At 71.3% G+C, this 24807-nt stretch carries 23 protein-coding genes; 17 read left to right on the top strand and 6 right to left on the bottom strand.

Going from position 1 to position 24807, the window contains the following annotated elements; translation table 11 throughout:
* Positions 1–3: 3 nt before the first annotated feature.
* Together ACFY7C_RS08325 and ACFY7C_RS08320 are read right to left on the bottom strand one after the other, a co-directional pair.
* Entirely contained in the window at positions 4–1332 is a 1329-nt protein-coding gene (locus ACFY7C_RS08325) for a D-arabinono-1,4-lactone oxidase (protein ID WP_389646081.1), read from the bottom strand.
* Positions 1283–2539, bottom strand: a complete 1257-nt coding sequence (locus tag ACFY7C_RS08320) for an MFS transporter (protein WP_389645567.1) — start codon at positions 2537–2539, stop codon at positions 1283–1285. The genes ACFY7C_RS08325 and ACFY7C_RS08320 overlap by 50 nt, the downstream gene beginning before the upstream one ends.
* A 158-nt stretch (positions 2540–2697) precedes the next feature.
* On the opposite strand from ACFY7C_RS08320, the gene ACFY7C_RS08315 reads away from it, so the two are divergent.
* Both ACFY7C_RS08315 and ACFY7C_RS08310 read left to right on the top strand, forming a co-directional pair.
* Positions 2698–3825, top strand: a complete 1128-nt coding sequence (locus ACFY7C_RS08315) for a ferrochelatase (RefSeq protein ID WP_389645564.1) — start codon at positions 2698–2700, stop codon at positions 3823–3825.
* Positions 3826–3837: 12 nt separating this feature from the next.
* Complete coding sequence (locus ACFY7C_RS08310) at positions 3838–4638, top strand: inositol monophosphatase family protein (RefSeq protein ID WP_389645561.1); 801 nt, start codon at positions 3838–3840, stop codon at positions 4636–4638.
* Positions 4639–4733: 95 nt separating this feature from the next.
* Here ACFY7C_RS08310 and ACFY7C_RS08305 read toward each other — a convergent pair whose 3' ends face one another.
* Complete coding sequence (locus ACFY7C_RS08305; RefSeq protein ID WP_352079527.1) at positions 4734–4907, bottom strand: hypothetical protein; 174 nt, start codon at positions 4905–4907, stop codon at positions 4734–4736.
* 359 nt (positions 4908–5266) lie between these two features.
* On the opposite strand from ACFY7C_RS08305, the gene ACFY7C_RS08300 reads away from it, so the two are divergent.
* The 4 genes from ACFY7C_RS08300 (at position 5267) to ACFY7C_RS08285 (ending at position 8875) form a co-directional block, all read left to right on the top strand.
* A complete protein-coding gene (locus tag ACFY7C_RS08300; RefSeq protein WP_345485078.1) occupies positions 5267–5920 on the top strand; it encodes a response regulator transcription factor in 654 nt (217 codons plus the stop codon).
* A gap of 6 nt (positions 5921–5926) precedes the next feature.
* Positions 5927–7162 carry a sensor histidine kinase gene (locus ACFY7C_RS08295; RefSeq protein WP_389645556.1) on the top strand — a complete coding sequence of 412 codons (1236 nt, stop codon included), beginning with the start codon at positions 5927–5929 and terminating at the stop codon, positions 7160–7162.
* Between the two features lie 396 nt (positions 7163–7558).
* Positions 7559–7855, top strand: a complete 297-nt coding sequence (locus ACFY7C_RS08290; RefSeq protein WP_003955561.1) for a DUF4193 domain-containing protein — start codon at positions 7559–7561, stop codon at positions 7853–7855.
* A 12-nt stretch (positions 7856–7867) separates the two neighbouring features.
* Positions 7868–8875 (top strand): hypothetical protein, encoded by a 1008-nt coding sequence (locus tag ACFY7C_RS08285; RefSeq protein ID WP_389645553.1) that lies wholly within the window; start codon positions 7868–7870, stop codon positions 8873–8875.
* 77 nt (positions 8876–8952) lie between these two features.
* Here ACFY7C_RS08285 and ACFY7C_RS08280 read toward each other — a convergent pair whose 3' ends face one another.
* Positions 8953–9438, bottom strand: coding sequence for a DUF3093 domain-containing protein (locus ACFY7C_RS08280; protein ID WP_389645551.1), 486 nt, complete (start codon positions 9436–9438; stop codon positions 8953–8955).
* Positions 9439–9496: 58 nt separating this feature from the next.
* Between ACFY7C_RS08280 and ACFY7C_RS08275 the strand changes: the two genes are divergently transcribed.
* The 8 genes from ACFY7C_RS08275 (at position 9497) to ACFY7C_RS08240 (ending at position 17002) form a co-directional block, all read left to right on the top strand.
* On the top strand, positions 9497–10081 hold the full coding sequence (locus ACFY7C_RS08275; protein WP_389645548.1) for a PaaI family thioesterase: 585 nt from the start codon (positions 9497–9499) through the stop codon (positions 10079–10081).
* Positions 10081–10593 (top strand): dUTP diphosphatase, encoded by a 513-nt coding sequence (gene dut / locus ACFY7C_RS08270; protein WP_389645545.1) that lies wholly within the window; start codon positions 10081–10083, stop codon positions 10591–10593. Before ACFY7C_RS08275 ends, dut begins: the two co-directional genes overlap by 1 nt.
* Before the next feature lies 1 nt (position 10594).
* Positions 10595–11365 carry a DUF3710 domain-containing protein gene (locus tag ACFY7C_RS08265; protein ID WP_389645543.1) on the top strand — a complete coding sequence of 257 codons (771 nt, stop codon included), beginning with the start codon at positions 10595–10597 and terminating at the stop codon, positions 11363–11365.
* Between the two features lie 282 nt (positions 11366–11647).
* Complete coding sequence (locus tag ACFY7C_RS08260) at positions 11648–12316, top strand: ABC transporter ATP-binding protein (RefSeq protein WP_389646078.1); 669 nt, start codon at positions 11648–11650, stop codon at positions 12314–12316.
* A 99-nt stretch (positions 12317–12415) separates the two neighbouring features.
* Entirely contained in the window at positions 12416–14974 is a 2559-nt protein-coding gene (locus ACFY7C_RS08255; RefSeq protein ID WP_389645541.1) for a DUF4118 domain-containing protein, read from the top strand.
* Positions 14975–15102: 128 nt separating this feature from the next.
* Positions 15103–15789, top strand: a complete 687-nt coding sequence (locus tag ACFY7C_RS08250; RefSeq protein WP_356691263.1) for a response regulator — start codon at positions 15103–15105, stop codon at positions 15787–15789.
* Between the two features lie 46 nt (positions 15790–15835).
* Positions 15836–16234, top strand: a complete 399-nt coding sequence (locus ACFY7C_RS08245; protein ID WP_345485069.1) for an OB-fold nucleic acid binding domain-containing protein — start codon at positions 15836–15838, stop codon at positions 16232–16234.
* Between the two features lie 3 nt (positions 16235–16237).
* Positions 16238–17002: a DUF3159 domain-containing protein gene (locus ACFY7C_RS08240; RefSeq protein WP_389645536.1), complete on the top strand. Its 765-nt coding sequence runs from the start codon at positions 16238–16240 to the stop codon at positions 17000–17002.
* 162 nt (positions 17003–17164) lie between these two features.
* Here the strand turns inward: ACFY7C_RS08240 and ACFY7C_RS08235 are convergent, their stop codons facing one another.
* Together ACFY7C_RS08235 and ACFY7C_RS08230 are read right to left on the bottom strand one after the other, a co-directional pair.
* Positions 17165–17842 carry a potassium channel family protein gene (locus ACFY7C_RS08235; RefSeq protein ID WP_389645533.1) on the bottom strand — a complete coding sequence of 226 codons (678 nt, stop codon included), beginning with the start codon at positions 17840–17842 and terminating at the stop codon, positions 17165–17167.
* Positions 17842–18510 (bottom strand): potassium channel family protein, encoded by a 669-nt coding sequence (locus ACFY7C_RS08230; RefSeq protein WP_389645531.1) that lies wholly within the window; start codon positions 18508–18510, stop codon positions 17842–17844. The genes ACFY7C_RS08235 and ACFY7C_RS08230 overlap by 1 nt, the downstream gene beginning before the upstream one ends.
* Before the next feature lie 236 nt (positions 18511–18746).
* On the opposite strand from ACFY7C_RS08230, the gene ACFY7C_RS08225 reads away from it, so the two are divergent.
* The 3 genes from ACFY7C_RS08225 to ACFY7C_RS08215 all read left to right on the top strand — a co-directional run bounded on the left by ACFY7C_RS08225 (position 18747) and on the right by ACFY7C_RS08215 (position 24587).
* On the top strand, positions 18747–20798 hold the full coding sequence (locus ACFY7C_RS08225; protein ID WP_389645529.1) for an APC family permease: 2052 nt from the start codon (positions 18747–18749) through the stop codon (positions 20796–20798).
* Between the two features lie 108 nt (positions 20799–20906).
* Positions 20907–22226: a class I SAM-dependent RNA methyltransferase gene (locus tag ACFY7C_RS08220; RefSeq protein WP_389645527.1), complete on the top strand. Its 1320-nt coding sequence runs from the start codon at positions 20907–20909 to the stop codon at positions 22224–22226.
* Positions 22227–22580: 354 nt separating this feature from the next.
* Positions 22581–24587, top strand: a complete 2007-nt coding sequence (locus ACFY7C_RS08215; protein WP_389645525.1) for a serine/threonine-protein kinase — start codon at positions 22581–22583, stop codon at positions 24585–24587.
* Positions 24588–24807 lie beyond the last annotated feature (220 nt).

Genomic DNA, 24807 nt, shown 5'->3' with positions numbered 1-24807 from the left:
CCGTCAGTCGCCCAGGACCCGGCGCAGGTAGTCGTTGGCGAAGCGCCGGTCCGGGTCGAGACGGTCCCGCAGCGCCGTGAACTCGGCGAACCGCGGGTAGACCTTCTCGAAGTAGGCGGCGTCCCTGGTGTGGATCTTCCCCCAGTGCGGCCGGCCGCCGTGCGCGGTCATGATGCGCTCCACCGCGGTGAAGTAACCGCGGTGGGGCGTGCCCTTGTAGAGGTGCACGGCGATGTACGCCGACTCCCGGTCCGAGGCCGTGGACAGCGCCATGTCGTCCGCCGGCGCCGTGCGCACCTCCACCGGGAAGCTCACCTTCAGCGGCGAGCGCTCGATCATCGCCTTCAGCTCGCGCAGCGCGGGCACCGCCGCCTCGCGCGGCAGCGCGTACTCCATCTCCAGGAAGCGCACCCGGCGCGGCGAGGTGAACACCTTGTACGGGATGTCGGTGTACGTACGGGCCGACAGGGCCCGGCTGGAGACCTTGGCGATCGAGGGGATCAGCGGCGGTACGGCGCGGCCCACCGCGCAGGCGACCTGGAAGACGCCGTTGGACAGCAGCTCGTCCTCGATCCAGCCGCTCAGCCGTCCGGGCGGCGCGGCGGGGCCCGCACTGCGGTTGTTGCGCTTGGTGTTGCAGTTGTCGGTGTGCGGGAACCAGTAGAACTCGAAGTGCTCGTTCTCCGCGTGCAGCGCGTCGAACTCCTCAGTCACCCGGTCGAAGCTCATCGGCTCCTCGCGCGCGGTGAGCAGGAAGACCGGCTCCACGGCGAAGGTGAGGGCCGTGATGATGCCGAGCGCCCCGAGGCCGACCCTGGCGGCGGCGAAGACCTCGGGGTTCTCCGTCGGCGAGCAGGTCATCAGCCGGCCGTCCGCCGTGACCAGTTCGAGCTCGCGGATCTGCCCGGCGAGCGAGGCCGACTCGCGGCCGGTGCCGTGGGTGCCCGTGGAGGTCGCCCCGGCGACCGTCTGCTCCATGATGTCGCCCATGTTCGTGAGCGACAGGCCCTCCCGGGCCAGCGCCACGTTGAGCCGCTTGAGCGGCGTGCCGGACTCCACGGTCACGGTCATCGCCTCGCGGTCGATCCGGCGGATGCCGGTGAGCAGCCCGGGCCTGATGAGGACGCCGTCGGTGGCGGCGATCGAGGTGAAGGAATGGCCGGTGCCGACCGTCTTCACCCGCAGCCCGTCCTCGGCGGCCTTGCGCACGGCGTCGGCGAGCTCCTCGGCGGAGGCCGGGCTCACCTCCCGCACCGGACGGGAGGTGACGTTCCCCGCCCAGTTACGCCACGTGCTGCTCGCCGTCGAGCCGTTCCCCGACCGCTGTGTCATCGTCACGCTGCCCCTCCCGCGTCGGCACCGGCCTGCGCAGCCGGCGATAGCCCAGGAGCGCCACCACGACCGCGAGCGCACCCGAGACCACGGGCACCACGTACGCCGCCTCCGCCCCGGACGCGTCGACCACCCAGCCGGCGGCCGAGGAGCCGAGCGCCACACCGATCGCGAGCCCGGTTCCCGTCCAGGTCATGCCCTCGGTCAGTTTGGTGCGCGGTACGTGCGCTTCGACGAGGGCCATCGTGGTCACCATCGTCGGCGCGATGGAGAGGCCCGCGACAAAGAGCGCCACGGCCAGCAACGGCAAGTTCCCGGCCAGTAGGAGGGGGATCATACTCACGGCCATGGCGCACACGCCCACGAGCCAGCGGACGGACGGCTCGCCCTTGACGTGGAGCAGCCCGAAGACAGCGCCCGCGAGGCAGGAACCCAGGGCGTAGACGGCAAGAACCAGACTTGCCGCGGCCTTGTGGCCCTGCTCCTCGGCGAAGGCGACCGTCACGACGTCCACCGAGCCGAAGATGGCGCCCGTGGCGACGAAGGCCAGGGCGAGCACCTGCAGGCCGGGGGAGCGCAGCGCGGAGCCGTCGGAGTGCTCCTCGCGGGGGTGCGGGACCGGTTCGGTGGCGCGCTGGGCGGTCAGCCAGAAGACGCCGATGGCGAGGAAGACACCGGCGAGCAGCGGGCCGGCCTCCGGGAACCAGATGGTCGACAGGCCGATGGAGATGATCGGGCCGAAGATGAAGCACACCTCGTCGACGATCGACTCCCACGAGTAGGCGGTGTGCAGCCGCTGGGCCTCGCCCCGGTAGATGTCCGCCCACCGGGCCCGGGTCATCGCGCCGACGCTCGGCACGCAGCCGATGAAGGCCGTGAAGACGAACAGCGTCCAGTCCGCGGCCTCGAATTTGACGCAGAGCAGCAGTCCCGCACCCGCCACCAGGGAGATCAGCGTCGCCGGGCGCAACACCCGCCGCTGGCCGTAGCGGTCCACCATGCGGGAGATCTGCGGGCCGAGCGCCGCGGCGGACATGGCGAGCGTCGCGGAGAGCGCGCCGGCGAGCCCGTACCGGCCGGTGACCTGCGAGATCATCGTCACGATGCCGATGCCCATCATGGACAGCGGCATACGGCCGAGGAAGCCGGCCACGGAGAAGGATCTGGTGCCGGGGGCAGCGAAGATCGCGCGGTAGGGACTGGGCAAAGTGATCTCCGGGCTTCCGCTCAACACGTGTAATTAATAGCTAAAGCCTACGGCTTTGAATTGCATCGGTCACGCCCTTTTTTCGGCCGGGCCGGGGCCGTGGCCGTCCGCGGGGGCCTCGCCGCCGCGGGCCGGGGAAGGGTGGGAGGATCGGTGCCATGTCCGACGAGCTCGATCCCGCCCCGTACGACGCGCTGCTGCTGCTCTCCTTCGGCGGCCCCGAGGGCCCGGACGACGTGGTCCCGTTCCTGGAGAACGTGACCCGCGGCCGAGGCATCCCCAAGGAACGCCTGAAGGAGGTGGGCCGGCACTACTTCCTCTTCGGCGGCGTCAGCCCCATCAACGACCAGAACCGCGCCCTGCTCGACGCCCTGCGCGCGGACTTCGCCGAGACCGGCCTCGACCTGCCGGTCTACTGGGGGAACCGGAACTGGGCGCCGTACCTCACCGACACCCTGCGCGAGATGGTCACCGACGGCCGACGCCACATCGCCGTCCTCGCCACCAGCGCGTACGCCTCCTACTCCGGCTGCCGCCAGTACCGCGAGAACCTCGCGGACGCCCTCGCCGAGCTGGAGGCCGAAGGGCTGCCGCTGCCCCGCGTCGACAAGCTCCGGCACTACTTCAACCACCCCGGCTTCGTCCGCCCCATGGTCGAGGGTGTGCTCGCCTCGCTCGCCGAGCTCGACGAGTCCGTGCGGGCCGGGGCCCACCTCGCCTTCACCACCCACTCCATCCCCGACTCCGCCGCCGACTCCTCCGGCCCCGTCTCCGAGCACGGCGAGGGCGGCGCCTATGTGAAGCAGCACCTCGACGTGGCCCGGCTGATCGTCGACGCGGTCCGCGAGGAGACCGGCGTCGCACACCCCTGGCAGCTCGTCTACCAGTCCCGCAGCGGCGCCCCGCACATCCCGTGGCTGGAGCCCGACATCTGCGACCACCTGGAGGAGCTCCACGGCGCCGGCGCCCCCGCCGTCGTCATGGTGCCGATCGGCTTCGTCTCGGACCACATGGAGGTCCTGTACGACCTCGACACCGAGGCCACCGCCAAGGCCGCCGAACTCGGGCTCCCGGTGCGGCGCTCGGCCACCGTCGGGGCCGACCCGCGGTTCGCCGCGGCCGTGCGCGAGCTCGTCCTGGAACGGGCGGCGACCGAACGCGGACAGCGCGTCGAGCGCTGCGCCCTCGGCGCGCTCGGGCCCTCCCACGACCTCTGCCCGATCGGCTGCTGCCCCGCCCGGGCCGAGCGGCCGGCCGCGGCCGGCGCCGACAGTCCGTACGCGTAAGGAGACCGCCCCGTGACCGACCCCCTGCTGCCCCACCTCCTCGACCTGGCCCTGGAGGCCGGGCGCCGGGCCGGAGCGCTGCTGCGCGACGGGCGCCCCGACGACCTGGCCGTGGCCAGGACCAAGTCCAGCGCCATCGACGTGGTCACCGAGATGGACATCGCCGCCGAGAAGCTGATCACCGGCTTCCTCGCCGAGCACCGCCCGCAGGACGGCTTCCTCGGCGAGGAGGGCGCCTCCAGCACCGGCACCAGCGGGATCCGCTGGATCGTCGACCCGCTGGACGGCACCGTGAACTACCTCTACGGGCTGCCGACCTGGGCCGTCTCCATCGCCGCCGAGCGGGACGGCGAGACCGTCGTCGGCGTCGTCGAGGTCCCGCTGCGCGGCGAGACCTTCCACGCGGTCCTCGGCGGCGGCGCGTGGCTCGGCGACCGCCGCCTGGCCACCCGCCCCTCCCCGCCGCTCGACCAGGCCCTGGTCGCCACCGGCTTCGCGTACGTCCAGACCCGCCGCGCCCACCAGGCCGACGTCGTCCAGGGTCTCCTCCCGCGCGTCCGCGACATCCGCCGCGGCGGCTCCGCCGCCATCGACCTCTGCGACGTCGCCGCCGGCCGCCTCGACGCCTACTACGAGCGCGGCCTCCAGCCCTGGGACCTCGCCGCGGGCGACCTCATCGCCCGCGAGGCCGGCGCCCTGACGGGCGGCCGCCCCGGCGAACCCGCCTCGGGCGAGCTGACGCTGGCGGCGTCGGAGGGGCTGTTCGGCGTCCTCCAGGAGTTCCTGGAGGACGCGGGGGCCTGGCACGACTGACCGGGACGGGACGTCCGGCCGGACGGCGGAGTCGGCGCGTCAAGGGGCGAGCCCCCGGAGTCGGGGACTCCGGGGGCTCGCTCACGTCGATGGGGTCAGGCGCAGGACGCGCCGACCTCCACGCCGTGTTCGGCGGCCAGGCGGTGCAGGTCGTCGAGCTCGGCCTGCTCGACCTCCGCGAGGAAGTCGTCGCCCGTCTCACGAGCGCGCGTGAGGTCGGACTGGGTGGTCTTGATCCGGTGCAGCAGTCCTGCGGTGAAAGCGTCCATCGTGCGCCCCCTCGTCGTGGGTCGGTGGCACGGGGGTGTGCCGAGGGTGGGTGGATCACACACCGCTACCTCTGGGGGACAGAGAGCGGTAGGTGGCGTGTCACCTACAGGGCGTGATCGCGGGGTGTGCAGTCGTCCTCCCCAGCCCCTTCCTCAGAGAAACCTCAACTGGACCCCGAATCAGGCCGATTCTCGGGGACGGCCCTTACCGGCCCCGCCCCGCTCCCGCGGCCGCCGGCCCCCGCACCGCCGCCTTACAGCCGGTTTACGCGCGTTCGGGGCAGGATGGATACGCACAGTCAGTGCGTGAAACCGCCCGTCCGCGTCCAGGACCAGGGCCCAGGAAAGGACTTACAGACGTGCGCGTACTCGTCGTCGAGGACGAGCAGCTGCTCGCGGATGCGGTGGCCACCGGCCTGCGCCGGGAGGCCATGGCGGTCGACGTCGTGTACGACGGCGCCGCCGCCCTCGAGCGCGTCGGGGTCAACGACTACGACGTCGTGGTCCTGGACCGCGACCTCCCCCTGGTCCACGGCGACGACGTCTGCCGCAAGATCGTGGAGCTCGGCATGCCCACCCGCGTCCTGATGCTCACCGCCTCGGGAGACGTCAGCGACCGTGTCGAGGGCCTGGAGCTCGGCGCCGACGACTACCTCCCCAAGCCCTTCGCCTTCAGCGAGCTCACCGCCCGCGTCCGCGCCCTCGGCCGCCGCACCACCGTCCCGCTCCCGCCCGTCCTGGAGCGCGCCGGCATCAAGCTCGACCCGAACCGCCGCGAGGTGTTCCGCGACGGCAAGGAGGTCCAGCTCGCGCCCAAGGAGTTCGCGGTCCTGGAGGTCCTGATGCGCAGCGAGGGCGCCGTCGTCTCGGCCGAGCAGCTCCTGGAGAAGGCCTGGGACGAGAACACCGACCCGTTCACCAACGTCGTACGCGTCACCGTGATGACCCTGCGGCGCAAGCTCGGCGAACCTCCGGTCATCGTCACCGTCCCCGGCTCCGGCTACCGGATCTGACCGCCGATGGCCCAGACCCCGGCGCCCCTCCACGCGCCTCCGAAGCCGACCTGGGACCCCAGGGACCCGGTCCGCCCGCTGCTGCGTCCGACCATCCGGATACGGCTCACCCTGCTCTACGGCGGGATGTTCCTGATCGCCGGCATCCTGCTGCTGGCGATCATCTACCTGTTCACCGCGCAGGCCCTGCGGGACAGCACCTTCCAGCTGCCCTTCAAGGTGGTCAGCGGCACCGTCCAGCCGACCACCGACTGGTGCGAGCTGCCCGAGAAGTCCACCGGCGAGCAGCTCAACAACGCCGTCACCATGTGCCTGCGCCACCAGAGCGACATCGCCCTGGACGACCTCCTGCGCCGCTCCCTGTTCGCCCTGCTCGGCCTGAGCATCATCGCCTTCGCCTTCGGTTACGCGATGGCCGGCCGGGTGCTCTCCCCGCTCGGCCGGATCACCCGGACCGCCCGTCAGGTGGCCGGATCCGATCTGTCCCGGCGGATCGAGCTGGACGGGCCCGACGACGAGCTCAAGGAGCTCGCCGACACCTTCGACGAGATGCTGGAGCGCCTGGAGCGGGCCTTCACGGCCCAGCAGCGCTTCGTCGCCAACGCCTCGCACGAGCTGCGCACGCCGCTCGCGATCAACCGCACCCTGCTGGAGGTCCAGCTGTCGGACCCGGCGGCGCCGGCGGAGCTCCAGCAGCTGGGCAAGACGCTGCTGGCCACCAACGAGCGCAGCGAGCAGCTGGTCGAGGGCCTGCTGCTGCTGGCGCGCAGCGACAACGAGATCGTCGAGCGCAAGCCCGTCGACCTCGCCGAGGTCGCCTCGCGGGCCATGGACCAGGTGCACGCCGAGGCCGAGGCCAAGGGCGTGGAGTTCCGCGGCGAGCGGGGTCCGGCCGTCGTCCAGGGCAATGGCGTCCTGCTCGAACGGATCGCCCTGAACCTGGTGCAGAACGCCGTCCGGTACAACGTGCCGGAGGGCGGCTGGGTGGAGGTCACCAGCACGACCGGCAACGGTCAGGCGGTCCTGGAGGTCTCCAACACCGGCCCCGTGGTCCCGGCGTATGAGATCGACAACCTTTTCGAGCCATTCCGGCGCCTCCGTCAGGAGCGCACCGGCAGCGACAAGGGGGTCGGGCTCGGCCTGTCGATCGCGCGCTCCGTCGCGCGCGCCCACGGGGGCCGTATCATCGCGGAGCCCCGCGAGGGCGGTGGCCTCGTGATGCGTGTCACTCTGCCGATCTGACACACTGCACGAGCCGACCGGTTTTGTTCGCTTTGCGCGGAATTTCCGGTTCCCATTCCTGAGACGGTCCTGTGTGATCGATCACAGGAATGGGTGTCCGTCCCTCCACTCTCCGTGATCGCGAATTCCCTCGGAAAACCCTGAAAAGTCCGGGTTTCCGGGGGTCCGAATGACGGGAAGTACACGGGGTGGCGCCCGAGAGGGGCGGCCGACGGACCGTGTACGGTCCGGTTCGCCACCCAAAGCCGCTCACTCGTGAGAGGGCGGATTGGGTGTCGATTGAGTAACAGACCTTGATGTGAGGCAAAATCTCCGCCTCGGGTCGGGCACAAGTCCGGCCTCTCACGCGTTACGTGCGCTGGAGACACCGCAAACCACCCAGAGGGGGAGAGCGACATGGCAACGGATTACGACACCCCACGCAAGACCGACGACGACGTCGACTCGGACAGCCTTGAAGAACTGAAGGCCCGCCGGAACGACAAGTCGACCTCGACCGTCGACGTCGACGAGTTCGAGGCCGCCGAGGGCCTCGAGCTTCCGGGCGCCGATCTGTCGAACGAGGAGCTGGCCGTCCGGGTCCTGCCCAAGCAGGCCGACGAGTTCACCTGCATGAGCTGCTTCCTCGTGCACCACCGCAGCCAGCTGGCTCGGGAGAAGAACGGTCAGCCGATCTGCCGCGACTGCGACTGAGATCGAGTGACCGTGGCAGGCGACACACCGTCTCGGAAGCGGCGGCTCCGGCTCCCTGGGAAGCCGGGGTCGTACAAGGGCGGCTCGGGCCCGGCAGAGGGCGCACAGGACGCATCCTCCGCCGAGCACTCCGCCCCCCTGCCCATCTCCGGCGCACGTGACGACGAGCGAGGCCCCTCGGCCTCGCTCGAAGCAGCGGCGCACCGGGCCGACCACCGGCCCACCCAGGACCGGCGGGACAGCGACCCCGAGGGCGACCGCCCCCAGGGCGGCGTCCTGCGGCGCGTGGCCGACCCCGCGCGCGCCCGGCTCGACCGCCTCAAACTCGACAGCGCCCGCATCGAAGCCGTACGGCGTGGAGTCAGGCGCGGCGGCCAGGGCGCCAAGGCCGGCCTCGGGTATCTCGCGGACCGCGTCATCGAGATCGCCCCGCGCGTCCCCGTACGGGACCTGGCCACCCTGCGCCGGCAGTTCCCCGGACTCGGCCCCGAACAGCTCGCCGACAAGCTGATCAACGGCGCGGCCAACGCCAGCGCCACCGTCGGCGCGGGCATCGGAGCCGCCGCCATGCTGCCCGTACCGCCCGCGATGCCCGCCGAGCTGGCCGCGGAGATCACCGGCGTCGCCGCCATCGAGCTGAAGCTCATCGCCGAGCTGCACGAGGTCTACGGCCTGCGGCCGCCCGGCACCCTCACCCAGCGCTCGACCGCCTACCTGACCTCCTGGGCGGAGGAGCGCGGCATCGACCCCACCAAACCCACCACCGTCAACGCGGCCCTCGGCGGACAGCTCAAGCGCGAACTGCGCCAGCAGATCATGAAGCGCATGGTGCGCAACCTGCCGAACCTCACCCCGTTCATGGTGGGCGCGGCCGTCGGCGCCGTCATGAACCGGCGCGACACCAAGAAGCTCGCCGCGCACGTCCGCAAGGACCTGCGGGGCCGCCAGATCCCCTGGGACGCCCTGCCCGCCCAGCCCCCGCTGGAGCAGCCGGAGAACCCCAAGGAGATCGACTTCTAGGCGGCGCCGCTCGGGGCCACGTCGCTGCTCGACAGCGCCGCCGCCGCTCCGGACCGTGCCGCTCCGGCCCGCGCGTTCTAGCCCGCGCGGGCCTCGCTCCGGGCCGCCTCCAGGGCCGCCACGAGCCCCTCCGGATCCCGCGTGGACAGATAGACGTACGGGGTCGGGTCCGCCGGGTCCGTCACCTCGACCCGTACCGCCGTCGGCACATAGCTGCGCATCACCATGAAGGCGCGCGGATCGGCCTTGTGCGTGCGCCAGGCGCGCGCCTCCTCCGCGTCCAGTGCCTCGGGCGCACCGAGCGCCGAGACCGGAATCCGTGCGTCCGACGCGACCAGCGAGCCCGCCACCACCCGGATCCGGACGGACCCGTACGAGGAGACCGCCACCGCGGCGAGCGCCGCCGCCGCGATCAGACCGACGAACGTCGGCACCGTGCCGAGCGGGAACGTGATCAGGCCGCCGGACAGACCCAGGAGCACCACGATCACCCACCAGGAGCGGGGTGCGGTCAGGCGTTCGTCGAAGCTCGGCGCGGTCGGGGGCACGGAAGGCTGCTGCATGCGTCCAAGCTTGGCACGGCGCGACCCGCGCCCACCCGCGCGGGTAAGGTCTGCGCCTGTGACTGGAACATCTGCCGCTCTCACACCGCCGCCCGACGCCATACCGCCGGTACGCCACCCCGACGCGCCCGCCCCCGGCGAGCTGCTCGGCGCGCACTACGAGTACTGCTTCGGGTGCGGCGGCGGGCAGCCCCACGGGCTGCACCTGGAGGCGCGGGCGGGCGAGGGCGTGACCGTCACCGCCGAGTTCACCGTGACCCCCGACCACCAGGGCGCCCCGGGCCTCGCGCACGGAGGCGTCCTTGCCACCGCGCTCGACGAGACCCTCGGCTCCCTGAACTGGCTGCTGCGGGTCATCGCCGTGACCGGACGTCTGGAGACCGACTTCGTGCGGCCGGTCCCGGTCGGCACCGTGCTCCACCTGGAGGCCGAGGTCACCGCCGTACGCGGCCGCAAGATCTTCTCGACCGCCGTCGGCCGGATCGGCGGGCCCGAGGGCCCCGTCGCCGTCCGCGCCGACGCCCTCTTCATCGAGGTGAAGGTCGACCACTTCATCGACAACGGCCGCCCGGAGGAGATCCAGGCCGCCATGTCCGACCCCGACCAGGTCAGGCGCGCCCGCGCCTTCGAGGTGAACCCCTGATGCGCAATCCCGTCGACGTACTCATCCGGCGCCTGGACCCCGAGGTCCCGATCCCGGCCTACGGCCACCCCGGCGACGCCGGCGCCGATCTGGTGACCACCGAGGCCGCCGAGCTCGCCCCGGGGGAGCGGGCCGTGCTGCCCACCGGCGTCTCCATCGCCCTGCCCGACGGCTACGCCGCCTTCGTGCACCCGCGCTCCGGACTCGCGGCCCGCTGCGGCGTCGCGCTCGTGAATGCCCCGGGGACGGTCGATGCCGGGTACCGTGGAGAGATCAAGGTGATCGTGGTCAATCTCGACCCGCGCGAGAGCGTGCGGTTCGAACGGTTCGACCGGATCGCCCAGCTGGTCGTCCAGCAGGTCGAGAAGGTGCGCTTCCACGAGGTGGCGGAGCTTCCCGGCTCCGCGCGGGCCGAGGGGGGCTTCGGGTCCACCGGCGGTCATGCCGCCGTGGACGGCACTACGGGTGGGAATCGATACGCTTCGGTCGTATCCGACCGGGAAGGACAGTGACGTGTTCGGACGTCGCAAGAAGAGCGGTGCCGCTGCCGACGCAGCGGTCGATGCCGAGCAGGTCGTCGAGGCGGTGGACTCCGATGACGCGGCCGAGACGGCCGGGGGGTCGCGCCGGGTGAACCTTCCGCCGGCGCCCCGGCCCGACGGTCCCTGGGACATCTCCGAGGTCGGCAAGCCCGAGGAGGGCCGAGTGGACCTCGGCGGCCTCTTCGTGCCCGGCGTCGAGGGCATGGAGCTGCGCGTGGAGGTGGCGGGCGACGCGATCGTCGCGGCCACCGTCGTGCTGCGCGACAGCGCCGTACAGCTCCAGGCGTTCGCCGCGCCGAAGAACGAGGGCATCTGGGGCGAGGTCCGCGAGGAGATCGCCACCGGCATCACCCAGCAGGGCGGCGTCATCGACGAGGTCGAGGGACCGCTGGGCTGGGAGCTGCGGGCGCAGGTGCCCGTGCAGCTGCCGGACGGCAACCGGGGCGTCCAGCTGGTGCGCTTCGTCGGCGTCGACGGCCCGCGCTGGTTCCTGCGCGGTGTGATCTCCGGCCAGGGCGCGGTGCAGCCCGAGGCCGCCGGTCTGCTGGAGCAGATCGTCCGGGACACCGTGGTCGTCCGCGGCGAGGGCCCGATGGCCCCGCGCGACCCGATCGTCCTCAAGCTGCCCAACGACGCCCAGATGGTGCCGGACGGCGTGCAGCAGGAGGAGCAGGCCGGCTCCCGCTTCTCCGGCGGCATGGGCCAGCTGCAGCGCGGACCGGAGATCTCCGAGATCCGCTAGACCGCCCTGTCGAGGGGCAGACCCTCCTCATCGAGGTCCGTCGGGCCGCTCCCTCCCGGGAGCGGCCCGACGGGCATTTCCCCCTCCGCTCCCCTTCCGCCACACCTGCCCCCGTCGCACCGCCCCGCCGGTTTTCCACAGGCGGTTTTCCACAGCCCTGGCACCCGCCGCGGCCGTCGGCCCATACTGACGGCGCACACGTTCGAACCAGGGGGGTACGCGGTGAGTGAGAGCAGCGCACGGACCGGCACGGCCGTCGTCGAGGACCCGGCCGGCGCGCCGATGGTCCGGGTCGAGGACCTCCACCGCTCGTACGGAACGGGGGCCGCCGCCGTCCACGCCCTGCGGGGGGTCTCCTTCGACATCCCGCGCGGCGAACTGGTCGCCCTCAAGGGCCGCTCCGGCTCCGGCAAGACCACCCTGCTCAACCTCGTGGGCGGCCTCGACACCGCCGACCGCGGCGGCATCGTCATCGACGGCACCGACCTCGTCGAGCTGGGCGAGGACGGTCTGCTGGAGCTGCGACGCGACCGGATCGGCTTCATCTTCCAGTCCTTCGGACTCATACCGATCCTCACCGCCGCCGAGAACGTGGGCGTGCCGATGCGGCTGCGCAAGGCCGACCCCAAGGAGCGCGAGGAGCGGGTCGCCCTGCTGCTCGCCCTGGTCGGGCTCGCCGACCACGCCGCCCAGCGCCCCGGAGAGCTCTCCGGCGGTCAGCAGCAGCGCGTCGCCATCGCACGCGCCCTCGCCAACCGGCCCGCGCTGCTGATCGCCGACGAGCCCACCGGCCAGCTCGACGCCGAGACCGGCCTCGCGGTCATGGAGCTGCTGCGGGCCGTGGTCCGCAGCGAGGGCTGCACGGCCCTGGTCGCCACCCACGACCACCAGCTCCTCGGCCTCGCGGACCGCGTGCTCGAGCTGCGCGACGGCGAGATCATCGAGCACTGACCGCTTCTTCGGACGGAGGACATCAGGATCACGTCAAGACGGCTCAGGGCCGCCCACACCCGTGCGGAATGTCCGTTTCGCTGGACGTAAGGTCGAGCCATGGGACGCGGCACACTTCGGATCTACCTCGGCGCGGCGCCGGGCGTCGGCAAGACGTACGCCATGCTGTCCGAGGGACATCGGCGGGTCGAGCGCGGTACGGACTGCGTGGTCGCGTTCGTGGAGCACCACGGCCGGCCGCGTACCGAGGTGATGCTGCACGGCCTGGAGCAGATACCCCGGCGCCGGATCGACTACCGGGGCACCACCTTCCCCGAGATGGACATCGACGCCGTCCTGGCCCGCCGGCCCGCCGTCGCCCTCGTCGACGAGCTCGCCCACACCAACGTCCCCGGCTCGCGCAACGCCAAGCGCTGGCAGGACGTCGAGGAGCTGCTCGCCGCCGGCATCGACGTCATATCGACCGTCAACATCCAGCACCTGGAGTCCCTCGGTGACGTGGTCGAGTCGATCACGGGCGTACGGCAGCGGGAGACCGTCCCCGACGAGGTCGTCCGCCGGGCCGACCAGATCGAGCTGGTCGACATGTCGCCACAGGCCCTGCGGCGGCGCATGGCCCACGGCAACGTCTACCAGCCCGACAAGGTCGACGCGGCCCTCTCCAACTACTTCCGGCCCGGGAACCTGACGGCGCTGCGGGAGCTGGCGCTGCTGTGGACCGCCGACCGGGTCGACGCGTACCTCCGGCAGTACCGCGGCGAGCACAACATCCGCTCCACCTGGCAGGCGCGGGAGCGGATCGTCGTCGGACTCACCGGCGGTCCCGAGGGCCGCACCCTGATCCGGCGCGCCGCCCGCCTCGCCGAGAAGGGCGCCGGCGGCGAGGTCCTCGCCGTCTACGTCTCCCGCAGCGACGGTCTGACCGCCGCCTCCCCGAAGGAACTCGCCGACCAGCGCACCCTGGTCGAGGACCTCGGTGGAACCTTTCACCACGTCATCGGGGACGACGTGCCCTCGGCCCTCCTCGAGTTCGCCCGGGGCGTCAACGCCACCCAGATCGTCCTCGGCTCCAGCCGCCGCCGCTCCTGGCAGTACGTCCTCGGCCCCGGCGTGGGCCAGACCGTCGCCCGCGACTCCGGACCAGACCTCGACGTCCACATCGTCACCCACGAGGAGGCCGCCAAGGGCCGCGGCCTGCCCGTCGCCCGCGGCGCCCGGCTCGGCCGCGCCCGCATCCTCTGGGGCTGGGCCGTCGGCGTCGCCGGGCCCGTGCTCCTCAGCCTGCTCTTCACCCATGTCGACGCGGACCTCGGCCTCGCCAACGACATGCTGCTCTTCCTCGCCCTGACCGTCGCCGCCGCCCTCCTGGGCGGACTGCTCCCGGCCCTGGCGTCGGCGGCCTTCGGCTCCCTCCTCCTGAACTGGTTCTTCACCCCGCCGCTGCACCGGCTGACCATCGCCGACCCCAAGAACATCGTGGCCATCGCCGTCTTCTTCGGCGTCGGCGTGTCCGTGGCCTCCGTCGTCGACCTGGCCGCCCGCCGCACCCACCAGGCCGCCCGGCTGCGCGCCGAGTCCGAGCTCCTGTCCCATCTCGCCGGCAGCGTCCTGCGCGGCGAGTCCAGCCTGGAAGCCCTGCTCGAACGGGTCCGGGAGACCTTCTCCATGGAGTCCGTCGCCCTCCTGGAGCGGGCCGGCGACGTCGAACCCTGGACCTGCGCGGCGAGCGTCGGTGCCCGGCCCGTGGCCCGGCCCGAGGACGCCGACGTCGACATGCCCGTGGGCGACCACCTCGCGCTCACCCTGAGCGGCCGGGTGCTGCCCGCCGAGGACCGCCGGGTGCTCGGCGCCTTCGCGGCCCAGGCCGCCGTCGCCCTCGACCGCCAGCGGCTCGTCGACCAGGCCGAGGAGGCCCGCAAGCTCGCCGAGGGCAACAAGATCCGCACCTCGCTGCTCGCCGCCGTCAGCCACGACCTGCGCACCCCGCTGGCCGGCATCAAGGCATCCGTCTCCTCGCTGCGCTCCGACGACGTCGAATGGTCCGAGGAGGACCGGGCGCTGCTCCTCGAGGGCATCGAGGAGGGCGCCGACCGGCTCGACCACCTCGTCGGGAACCTTCTCGACATGTCCCGGCTCCAGACCGGCACCGTCACCCCGCTCATCCGGCCCACCGACCTCGACGAGGTCGTGCCGATGGCCCTCGGAGGCGTCCCCGACGGCAGCGTCGAACTCGACATCCCCGAGACCCTGCCCATGGTCGCCGTCGACCGCGGCCTCCTGGAGCGGGCGGTCGCCAACATCGTCGAGAACGCCGTGAAGTACAGCCCGGACGGCCTCCCCGTCGCCGTCGGCGCCAGCGTCCTCGGCAGCCGCCTCGAACTGCGCGTGACCGACCGCGGCCCCGGCGTGCCGGACGACAGCAAGGACGGCATCTTCGAGCCGTTCCAGCGCTTCGGCGACGCGCCGCGCGGCTCGGGCGTCGGCCTCGGCCTCGCCGTCGCCCGCGGCTTCGTCGAGGCCATGGGCGGCACCCTCGCCGCCGAGGACACCCCCGGCGGCGGACTCACCATGGTGCTGACCCTCCCCACCGCCGCCCACGGCGTCGCGCGGCCGCCGGACGGCCCCGACGCCACGAGGTCGGTGCCCACCTTCACCTGACCCGCGGCCGACCCCGGCCTCCGTTCACGGCCCGTCCCAGGCCCGCTCCGGCACCGCCCCGTGAGTCCCGCACCCCGCGACCGCCGCACCATCTCCGTAACACCGACGAAAAAGGAAGGTCCCCCTCCATGACCCGGGTCCTCGTGGTCGACGACGAGCCGCAGATCGTCCGTGCCCTGGTGATCAACCTCAAGGCACGGAAGTACGAGGTCGACGCGGCGCCCGACGGCGCCACGGCCCTCCGGCTCGCCGCCGAGCGCCATCCCGACGTCGTCGTCCTCGACCTCGGCCTGCCCGACATGGACGGCGTCGAGGTGATCAGGGGCCTGCGCGGCTGGACCCGGGTGCCGATCCTCGTGCTCTCCGCCCGGCAGACCTCCGACGAGAAGGTCGAGGCCCTCGACGCCGGCGCCGACGACTACGTCACCAAACCCTTCGGCATGGACGAGCTCATGGCCCGCCTGCGCGCCGCGGTCCGCCGGGCCGAGCCGGTCGGCGGCGCCGAGGACGGCGTCGTGGTCGTCGAGACCGAGGGCTTCACGGTCGACCTGGCCGCCAAGAAGGTGCACCGGGCCGGCAAGGACGTCCGGCTCACCCCCACCGAGTGGCACCTCCTGGAGGTCCTGGTCCGCAACAGCGGCCGCCTGGTGAGCCAGAAGCAGCTGCTCCAGGAGGTCTGGGGACCCTCGTACGGCACCGAGACCAACTACCTCCGCGTCTACATGGCGCAGTTGCGGCGCAAGCTGGAGCAGGACCCCTCGCACCCGCGTCACTTCGTCACCGAACCGGGCATGGGCTACCGCTTCGAACACTGAGTTCGGTGCCGGTTCCGGTCACGACGGTGGCCGGTACGCTTTCTGTATGAGTGCTGCACCGCGTACAGAGAAGCCGGCCGGGCGCTTCCGCCGTATGCTCGACCGCCTTTCCACCTCGCAGGAGGAACTGGAGTCGGTGGAGCTCCGGGAGGACTCCGCGGCATCGGGGTGCACCCGCATCTCCGACTGTGCCGACCGCCAGATAGTCAAGGTGACTGGTACGTTGCGCACGGTCACCCTGCGTCCCCGGGCGGGCGTGCCCGCGCTGGAGGCCGAGCTGTTCGACGGCACGGCACCGCTGGACGTCGTCTGGCTGGGCCGCCGGTCCATCGTGGGCATCGAGCCGGGCCGCAAGCTGATCGCCTCCGGCCGCATCTCGATGAGCCACGGCCGGCGGGTCCTCTTCAACCCCAAATACGAGCTCCGACCGCTCGGACAGGAGTAGCCGGTGACGTCAGTCGACAAGCCGACCACCGACCAGGGTGCCGAGACCGGCCCCGTCACCGACAAGGCGGTGACCGAGGCCGCGCTCTTCGAGGCGTTCGGCGGAGTGCGCGGCATGGTGGAGACGGTCCTGCCGGGCCTGCTCTTCGTCACGATCTACACGATCAACAAGAACCTGCACGTCTCGGCCGTCGCCGCCCTCGGGGTCTCGCTCGTCCTCGTGGCCGTCCGGCTGGTCCGCCGCGACACCGTCAAGCACGCCTTCAGCGGCGTCTTCGGCGTCGCCTTCGGTGTCGTCTTCGCGATGATGACCGGCAACGCCAAGGACTTCTACCTGCCGGGCATGCTCTACACGCTCGGTCTCGGCCTCGCCTACATCGTGACCACCCTCGCCGGCGTGCCCCTGATCGGCCTGATCCTCGGTCCGGTCTTCAAGGAGAACCTCTCCTGGCGCACCCGCAACCCCGGCCGCAAGAAGGCGTACGCGAAGGCCAGCTATGCCTGGGGCCTGATCCTGCTGACCAAGTGCGCGATCCTCTTCCCGCTGTACTGGTGGGCCGACACCACCCAGCTCGGCTGGGTCCTGGTCGCCCTGAAGATCCCGCCGTTCCTGCTCGCGGTGTATCTGACCTGGGTGTTCCTCGCCAAGGCGCCGCCGCCGATCGACGTCTTCGCCGAGATGGAGGCCGAGGAGCAGGCCGAGAAGGCCCGCAAGGCGGAGGCCAAGGCCCAGGCTCAGGCCCAGGGCCAAGGCCGCTCGGAGCCGTAGGACCGCGTACGCGCGAAGGGCCGCCGCCCGCCGACGCGCGAAGGGGCCCGGGACCTGTGACAGGTCCCGGGCCCCTTCGTCGTACCGTCCCGTCGGGCCCGGCCGAGCCCCGTACCGTACGGATCCGAGCGCGGCCCCGGTCCGAGCCCCGTGCCGTACGGGTCAGGACTCGGTGCTCTCCCGGCGGACCGACAGCAGGTCCTCCAGCTGCTCCTCGCGCGCCTGGGTGGCGACGAACAGCAGCTCGTCGCCCGCCTCCAGGGTCTCCTCCGGGCCCGGGGTCAGCACCCGCGAGCCGCGGATGATGGTGACCAGGGTGGTGTCCTGAGGCCAGGCGACATCGCCCACCTGCGTGCCCGCGATCGCCGACTCCGGCGGAAGCGTCAGCTCCACCAGGTTGGCGTCGCCGTGGCTGAAGCGCAGCAGCCGGACCAGGTCGCCGACGCTCACCGCCTCCTCCACCAGGGCCGACATCAGGCGCGGCGTCGACACGGCGACGTCCACTCCCCACGCCTCGTTGAACAGCCACTCGTTCTTCGGGTTGTTGACCCGGGCGACCACGCGCGGCACGCCGTACTCGGTCTTGGCGAGCAGCGACACGACCAGGTTCACCTTGTCGTCGCCGGTCGCCGCGATGACCACGTTGCAGCGCTGCAACGCCGCCTCGTCCAGCGACGTGATCTCACAGGCGTCGGCGAGCAGCCACTCCGCCTGCGGCACCCGCTCCACCGAGATGGCGGTCGGGGCCTTGTCCACGAGGAGGACCTCGTGCCCGTTCTCCAGGAGTTCGCCCGCGATGGAACGCCCCACCGCACCGGCGCCGGCAATTGCGACACGCATCAGTGACCGCCCTCCTCGGGACCCTCGGCGAAGGCCGCCTCGACCTTGGCGATCTCGTCCGTCCGCATCATCACGTGGACCAGATCGCCCTCCTGAAGCACCGTCTGAGAGGTCGGCAGAATCGCTTCGCCCAGCCGGGTGAGAAACGCCACGCGCACCCCGGTCTCCTCCTGGAGCCGGCTGATCTTGTGACCGATCCAGGCGGGTGCGGTGTGCACCTCGGCGAGCTGCACTCCGCCGCTCGGGTCACGCCACAGCGGCTCCGCGCCCGACGGCAGCAGCCGCCGCAGCATCTGGTCGGCGGTCCAACGGACCGTCGCGACCGTCGGAATGCCCAGGCGCTGGTAGACCTCGGCGCGCCGGGGGTCGTAGATACGGGCGGCGACGTTCTCGATGCCGAACATCTCGCGCGCGACCCGCGCCGCGATGATGTTGGAGTTGTCGCCGCTGCTCACCGCGGCGAACGCGCCGGCCTCCTCGATGCCCGCCTCACGCAGCGTGTCCTGGTCGAAGCCCACGCCCGTGACCCGGCGCCCGCCGAAACCCGAGCCCAGACGGCGGAAAGCCGTCGGGTCCTGGTCCACGACCGCGACCGTGTGCCCCTGCTGTTCCAGGGTCTGCGCGAGAGCGGCTCCCACTCGCCCGCAGCCCATGATGACGATGTGCACGTCCCCTTACCCCGCACTCCTGATCGTCTTGCTGACCTGCGAAAACACCCTGCTCACAACTTTCCTCGCCCGACTCGCCCGGGCCGCGGCGGACAGCGCATCACCGCGCTGCCCGGTCCGAGCTTATGCGTCAACGGTGATCGGGACCGCATCCGAGGCGGCAACCCACGGAGATTCCGTGCGGATCGGGGGTGCCGGTCGGCGTGGCTCTTTTCGACCGCTTACGATCCTCTGTTGTGTCCAAACTGACCGACGTGCCCAAACGGATCCTGATCGGGCGGGCCCTGCGCAGCGACAAGCTGGGCGAGACCCTCCTGCCGAAGCGGATCGCCCTACCCGTCTTCGCCTCCGACCCGCTGTCCTCGGTGGCGTACGCGCCGGGCGAGGTCCTCCTCGTCCTCTCCGTCGCGGGCTTGTCGGCCTACCACTTCAGCCCGTGGATCGCGCTGGCCGTCGTGGTCCTGATGTTCACCGTCGTCGCGTCGTACCGGCAGAACGTCCACGCCTACCCGAGCGGCGGCGGCGACTACGAGGTCGCCACCACCAACCTCGGCCCCAAGGCCGGACTCACCGTCGCCAGCGCCCTGCTCGTCGACTACGTCCTCACCGTCGCCGTCTCCATCTCCTCCGGCATCGAGAACCTCGGCTCCGCCGTGCCGTTCGTCGTCGAGCACAAGGTGCTCTCGGCCATCGCGGTGATCGTGCTGCTGACCCTCATGAACCTGCGCGGGGTGAAGGAGTCCGGCGGCCTCTTCGCCATCCCCACGTACGTCTTCGTCTTCGGCGTCTTCGCCATGATCCTCTGGGGTGCCTGGCGCGGCATCGTCCTCGACGAGACCATGCGCGCCCCCACCGCCGACTTCGAGATCAAGCCCGAACACCAGGGCCTGGCCGGCTTCGCGCTGCTCTTCCTGCTGCTGCGCGCCTTCTCCTCCGGCTGTGCCGCGCTCACCGGAGTCGAGGCCATCTCCAACGGCGTGCCCGCCTTCCGCAAGCCCAAGTCGAAGAACGCCGCCACCACCCTCGCGCTCATGGGCGGCCTCGCCGTCACCATGTTCTGCGGGATCATCTTCCTGGCCATGGCCACCGACGTCCGGATGGCCGAGAAGCCGGCCCACGACCTGCTGCTCGACGGCAAGCCGGTCGGCGAGGGCTACGTCCAGGACCCGGTCATCTCGCAGGTCGCCGCCGCCGTCTTCGGCGAGCACACCTTCTTCTTCGTGCTGCTGGCCGCCGCCACCGCGCTCGTTCTCTTCCTGGCCGCCAACACGGCGTACAACGGCTTCCCGCTCCTCGGCTCGATCCTCGCCCAGGACCGCTACCTGCCCCGCCAGCTGCACACCCGCGGCGACCGCCTCGCCTTCTCCAACGGCATCGTGCTCCTCGCCGGCGCGGCCGCCCTGCTGGTCTGGCTCTACGACGCCGACTCGACCCGGCTGATCCAGCTCTACATCGTCGGCGTCTTCGTCTCCTTCACGCTCAGCCAGATCGGCATGGTCCGGCACTGGAACCGGCACCTCAAGACCGAGCGGGACCCGGCCAAGCGCCGCCACATGATCCGCTCCCGCGCGATCAACACCTTCGGAGGCTTCTTCACCGGCCTCGTCCTGGTCGTCGTCCTCGCCACCAAGTTCACCCACGGCGCCTGGGTCGCGCTGCTGGGCATGGTGATCTTCTACGTGACGATGACCGCGATCCGTAAGCACTACGACTCGGTGGCCGCAGAGATCGCCGCGGCCGAGGAGCGGCCCGACGAGTACGTCCGCCCGTCCCGGGTCCGCTCCGTCGTCCTGGTCTCCAAGCTCCACAAGCCGACCCTGCGCGCCCTCGCCTACGCCAAGCTGCTGCACGCCCACGAGCTGGAGGCGCTCACCGTCAACGTCGACCCGTCCGAGACGAAGGCGCTCAAGGCGGAGTGGGAGCGGCGGGGCATCAACGTGCCGCTGAAGATCCTCGACTCGCCGTACCGCGAGGTCACCCGGCCGGTCATCGAGTACGTGAAGAACCTCCGCAAGGAGAGCCCGCGCGACGCCGTCTCGGTCTACATCCCCGAGTACGTGGTCGGCCACTGGTACGAGCACCTGCTGCACAACCAGAGCGCCCTGCGCCTCAAGGGCCGGCTGCTGTTCACGCCGGGCGTGATGGTGACCTCCGTGCCGTACCAGCTCCGGTCCTCCGAGGCCGCGAAGAAGCGGGCCAGGAAGCGCCAGGAGTGGAACGCGCCGGGCTCGGTGCGCCGCGGCCCCGTCGAGAAGGGCCAGAAGGAAGCCGCCGGAAAGAACGGCTGAGGGCACGGCTGAGACTGTGGCTGGGGGAGTCGCCGCCAAAGACGACTAGACTGGTGGGCTGCTGTCGGAACGGCAGCCCGCCTCTTCTTTCCTCTGGAGCCCCCGATCATGCAGAACACCCCTGTTTCGTCCCTGGTCGGGGAGGAGTACGAGGTCGAGGTCGGCCCGGTCGCCCACGGCGGTCACTGCATCGCCCGCACCGAGGAGGGCCGCGTCCTCTTCGTCCGCCACGCCCTGCCGGGCGAGCGGGTCCGGGCCCGGGTCACCGAGGGCGAGGAGACCTCGCGGTTCCTGCGCGCCGACGCCGTCGAGATCCTGCAGGCCTCCAAGGACCGGATCGAGGCGCCGTGCCCCTTCGCCGGCCCCGGCAAGTGCGGCGGCTGCGACTGGCAGCACGCCAAGCCCGGCGCCCAGCGCCGCCTGAAGGCCGAGGTCATCGCCGAGCAGCTGAAGCGGCTCGCGGGCCTCACGCCCGAGGAGGCCGGCTGGGACGGCACCGTCGTGCCGGCCGAGGGCGACAAGCTTCCCGCGGGCGAGGTCCCCCAGTGGCGCACCCGCGTGCAGTACGCGGTCGACGCCGAGGGCCGGGCCGGGCTGCGCAAGCACCGCTCGCACGACGTCCAGGTCATCGACCACTGCATGATCGCGGCGCAGGGCGTCTCGGAACTCGGCATCGAGGCCCGCTCCTGGGAGGGCATGGCGTCGATCGAGGCCATCGCGGCGACGGGCTCCCAGGACCGCCAGGTCGTCCTGACCCCGCGCCCGGGCGCCCAGCTGCCCATCGTCGAGCTCGACAAGCCGGTGTCGATCCTCCGGGTCCACGAGCGCGACGGCTCCCTCCACCGCGTCCACGGCCGCCCCTTCGTCCGCGAGCGCGCCGACGACCGCACCTACCGCGTGGGCAACGGCGGCTTCTGGCAGGTCCACCCGAAGGCGGCCGACACCCTGGTCCGCGCCGTGATGCAGGGCCTCCTCCCGCGCAAGGGCGAGACCGCCCTCGACCTCTACTGCGGCGTCGGCCTCTTCGCCGGGGCCCTCGCCGACCGCCTCGGCGACCAGGGCGCCGTCCTGGGCATCGAATCCGGCAAGCGCGCGGTGGAGGACGCCCGCCACAACCTGGCCGACTTCCCGCGCGTCCGCATCGAGCAGGGCAAGGTCGAATCGGTCCTCCCGCGCACGGGCATCACCGACGTCGACCTCATCGTCCTCGACCCCCCGCGCGCCGGCGCCGGCAAGCAGACCGTCCACCACCTCGCCGCCCTCGGCGCCCGCCGCATCGCCTACGTCGCCTGCGACCCGGCCGCCCTGGCCCGCGACCTCGCGTACTTCCGCCAGGGCGGCTACCGGGTACGGACGCTGCGGGCGTTCGACCTGTTTCCGATGACGCACCACGTGGAGTGCGTGGCGATCCTGGAGCCGGTGAAGTAGGGCGCCTGACCTGGGGTTTTGCGGGTGCGCGGTATGTGCGGTGTGGGTGTTACGGGCGATATCTTGACGCTGAAATGACGCTCGTGACGCTCATTTGACGCTCGTTCTGATGGGGCGTCAGTCGATTGTCGGGGAGGGCCAGGCCGCGGCGCGCACCGATGAACAGACGCGCTGCGGCGAAGGCGACGGAGCACGGCGAGCGAGGCTCGTCGGCTCCGTTTCGCTCTTGTGCGCTCGATGAGGAAGCGTTGCCGACCATTGCCTGAGAAGGCAGTGCCTATCGCCTCGGTGCGCGGCTAATATCCAGCTCTCAGGTACCGGCATGCGTCCGGCCTTTGGCCTGCTGCACGTCTGATGGAGATCGGAAGCCCGGTGAGCAGTGCTCGTTCTGGTGGGCGGGTGCTGGCTGCCCACCCCGGTGACCCCAAGCGCGTCGGCCCCTACCGGATTATCGGGCGCCTCGGCTCAGGGGGCATGGGCACGGTGTTCGCCGGCCTCGACGCCGCCGGTCTGCGGGTCGCGGTCAAGGTCGTCCACCCTGCCCAGGCGGACGACGCGGAGTTCCGGGCGCGCTTCCGCCGAGAAGTCCAGCTCTCCGCCCGTATCCAGGGCCCCTGCCTCGTACCCCTGATCGCGGCTGACGCCGAAGCACCGTCACCGTGGCTGGCCACTGCCTATGCCCCAGGGCTCACCCTCGATCGGTACATCGCCGCGCACGGGCCGCTGGCCGGTGGAACCCTCTACGCCTTTGCTACGGGCACAGCCCAGGCTCTCGCGGCCATTCACGCCGCGGGTGTCGTCCACAGGGACGTCAAGCCGCAGAACGTCATCCTGACCCCGGTCGGTCCCCGAGTCCTGGACTTCGGCATCGCTCATGCCGCCGACGGCACATCCGTGACACTCACCGGCATTCTGACCGGAACCCCAGGATGGATCAGCCCCGAGCACTACCGCACCGGTACGGCGGGTCCCGAGGGCGACATGTTCGTCTGGGGCGCTCTCATAGCCTTCGCCGCCACCGGTCGCGCGCCCTTCGGCGGGGGAGCCCCCGACGCGGTCGCCTACCGGGTCATGTCCGAGGATCCTGATCTGCGTGGCCTTCCTGGCGAACTCCACGCCATCGTGCGCAGCGCTCTCGCCAAGGAGCCGGGGGATCGAGTCACCGCGTGGGACGCTGCCGAGACATGTGCCGTCCTCCTCGCAGCACAGGCCACACAGGTCGCGCCGACGGGTGCGGAGCCGACACTGGTGGGCGGTCTCGTCGCTGCCCAGTGGGCCGTCCCCACTCTGGACGACCCGAACTGGAGACGTCCTGCCCGCTCCAGCAGACGACTCGTCGGCATCGCGGCGGTGGTGGGCACTGTCATAGGCGGCCTGGCGGGTGGAGCGCTGGCCCTGCAGCCCGACAAAACGGAGACGGCTTCGACGAGTTCCCGTCCTCCTGCCAGCGCATCCCCCAGCAAGACCGCCACCATGCCGGCTTCCGCTTCACCCGCAGCAAGCTCCCAGGCTGTGGTGGACGCCGCGTCATCCCCTACTCCTGCGAACGTGGACGAGGCCACGATCGCCACGTGGCGTGCAGCTCGTCGTGCCAAGGGAGAAGCGGAGATCGAGACCGAGGCCGCACTCGGGCACGACCTCAGCTACGGCATGGGCGAGGACTACAACTACAGCGGTCAGTACGACGTGGGCTACGCCCCGGCCCGGAGAGAGCTCTACATAGCCATCAGCGGTCCGGCCGTGGAGTCACGCGTCGTGCAGGGAGTGGCCAAGAACGCCTGCCTCACCTTGCGCATGATGGCGGGCATCTACAAGTCCCTTCCGTACGACGAGTACGTCCTGGTCGACAACACCACGTCCACGGCGCCGGCGATCGTGTGGGAGGACGACTTCCGCGTCAACACCGGCTGCATCACGCAGACCATCGACCGCACCGCCGCCGACCCCGGGCAGGCCCCGAGCTGGTACCCCACTGAAGGAGGACTGGCCGCGGCCCAGATCCCCAGCGTCGACAAACGCGAAATCAGGGTGGCAACCGAGGCGGTCCACCAGCTCTTTGCCGACTGGAACGCCAACTCCCGTCTGTTCGAAGACCCCCGCTATATCAGCGACGAGAACACCAGCATCGGCTTCGCTCCGCACGAAGGCGTGATGTACGTGTGGGCCACGAAGCCCGAGTGGGACCAGAGCACGCGAGAGGAATGGGCAGAGGCCGCCGCCGGCGTGGCCTGCCAGACTGTTCTCGCGGAATCTCGCGCGGGGCAGGGATGGGGCTACGCGCAGTACGCCGTGGCGGTGCTTGACGGTGCTGGAGGTACGGAGTTCCTTCGCTGGGGCACGGCCGGCAGCTGTACGAGCTGACCTCCCCTCAAGCCGTTGTTGCACCTGGCAGAGGTCAACCGAACGCGACGTTTGTCGATCTGATCGGAGGACCTTGGGCCTGCCAGCCCAGCGAGTGCACCCCGCTGGGCTGGCATCGAGGTTCGGTGAGGCGTGGTCTGGCGGAGGCTCGGGGAGTAGGTTGGCTCCCCGTTGGACGGGGTGCTCAGCGAGGCGGATAGGTGGCCGACGTGGTGGCTAT

This window comes from Streptomyces sp. NPDC012769, from assembly GCF_042901205.1.
Classification (GTDB): Bacteria; Actinomycetota; Actinomycetes; order Streptomycetales; family Streptomycetaceae; genus Streptomyces.
This window is presented reverse-complemented; position numbering and strand designations above follow the sequence as displayed.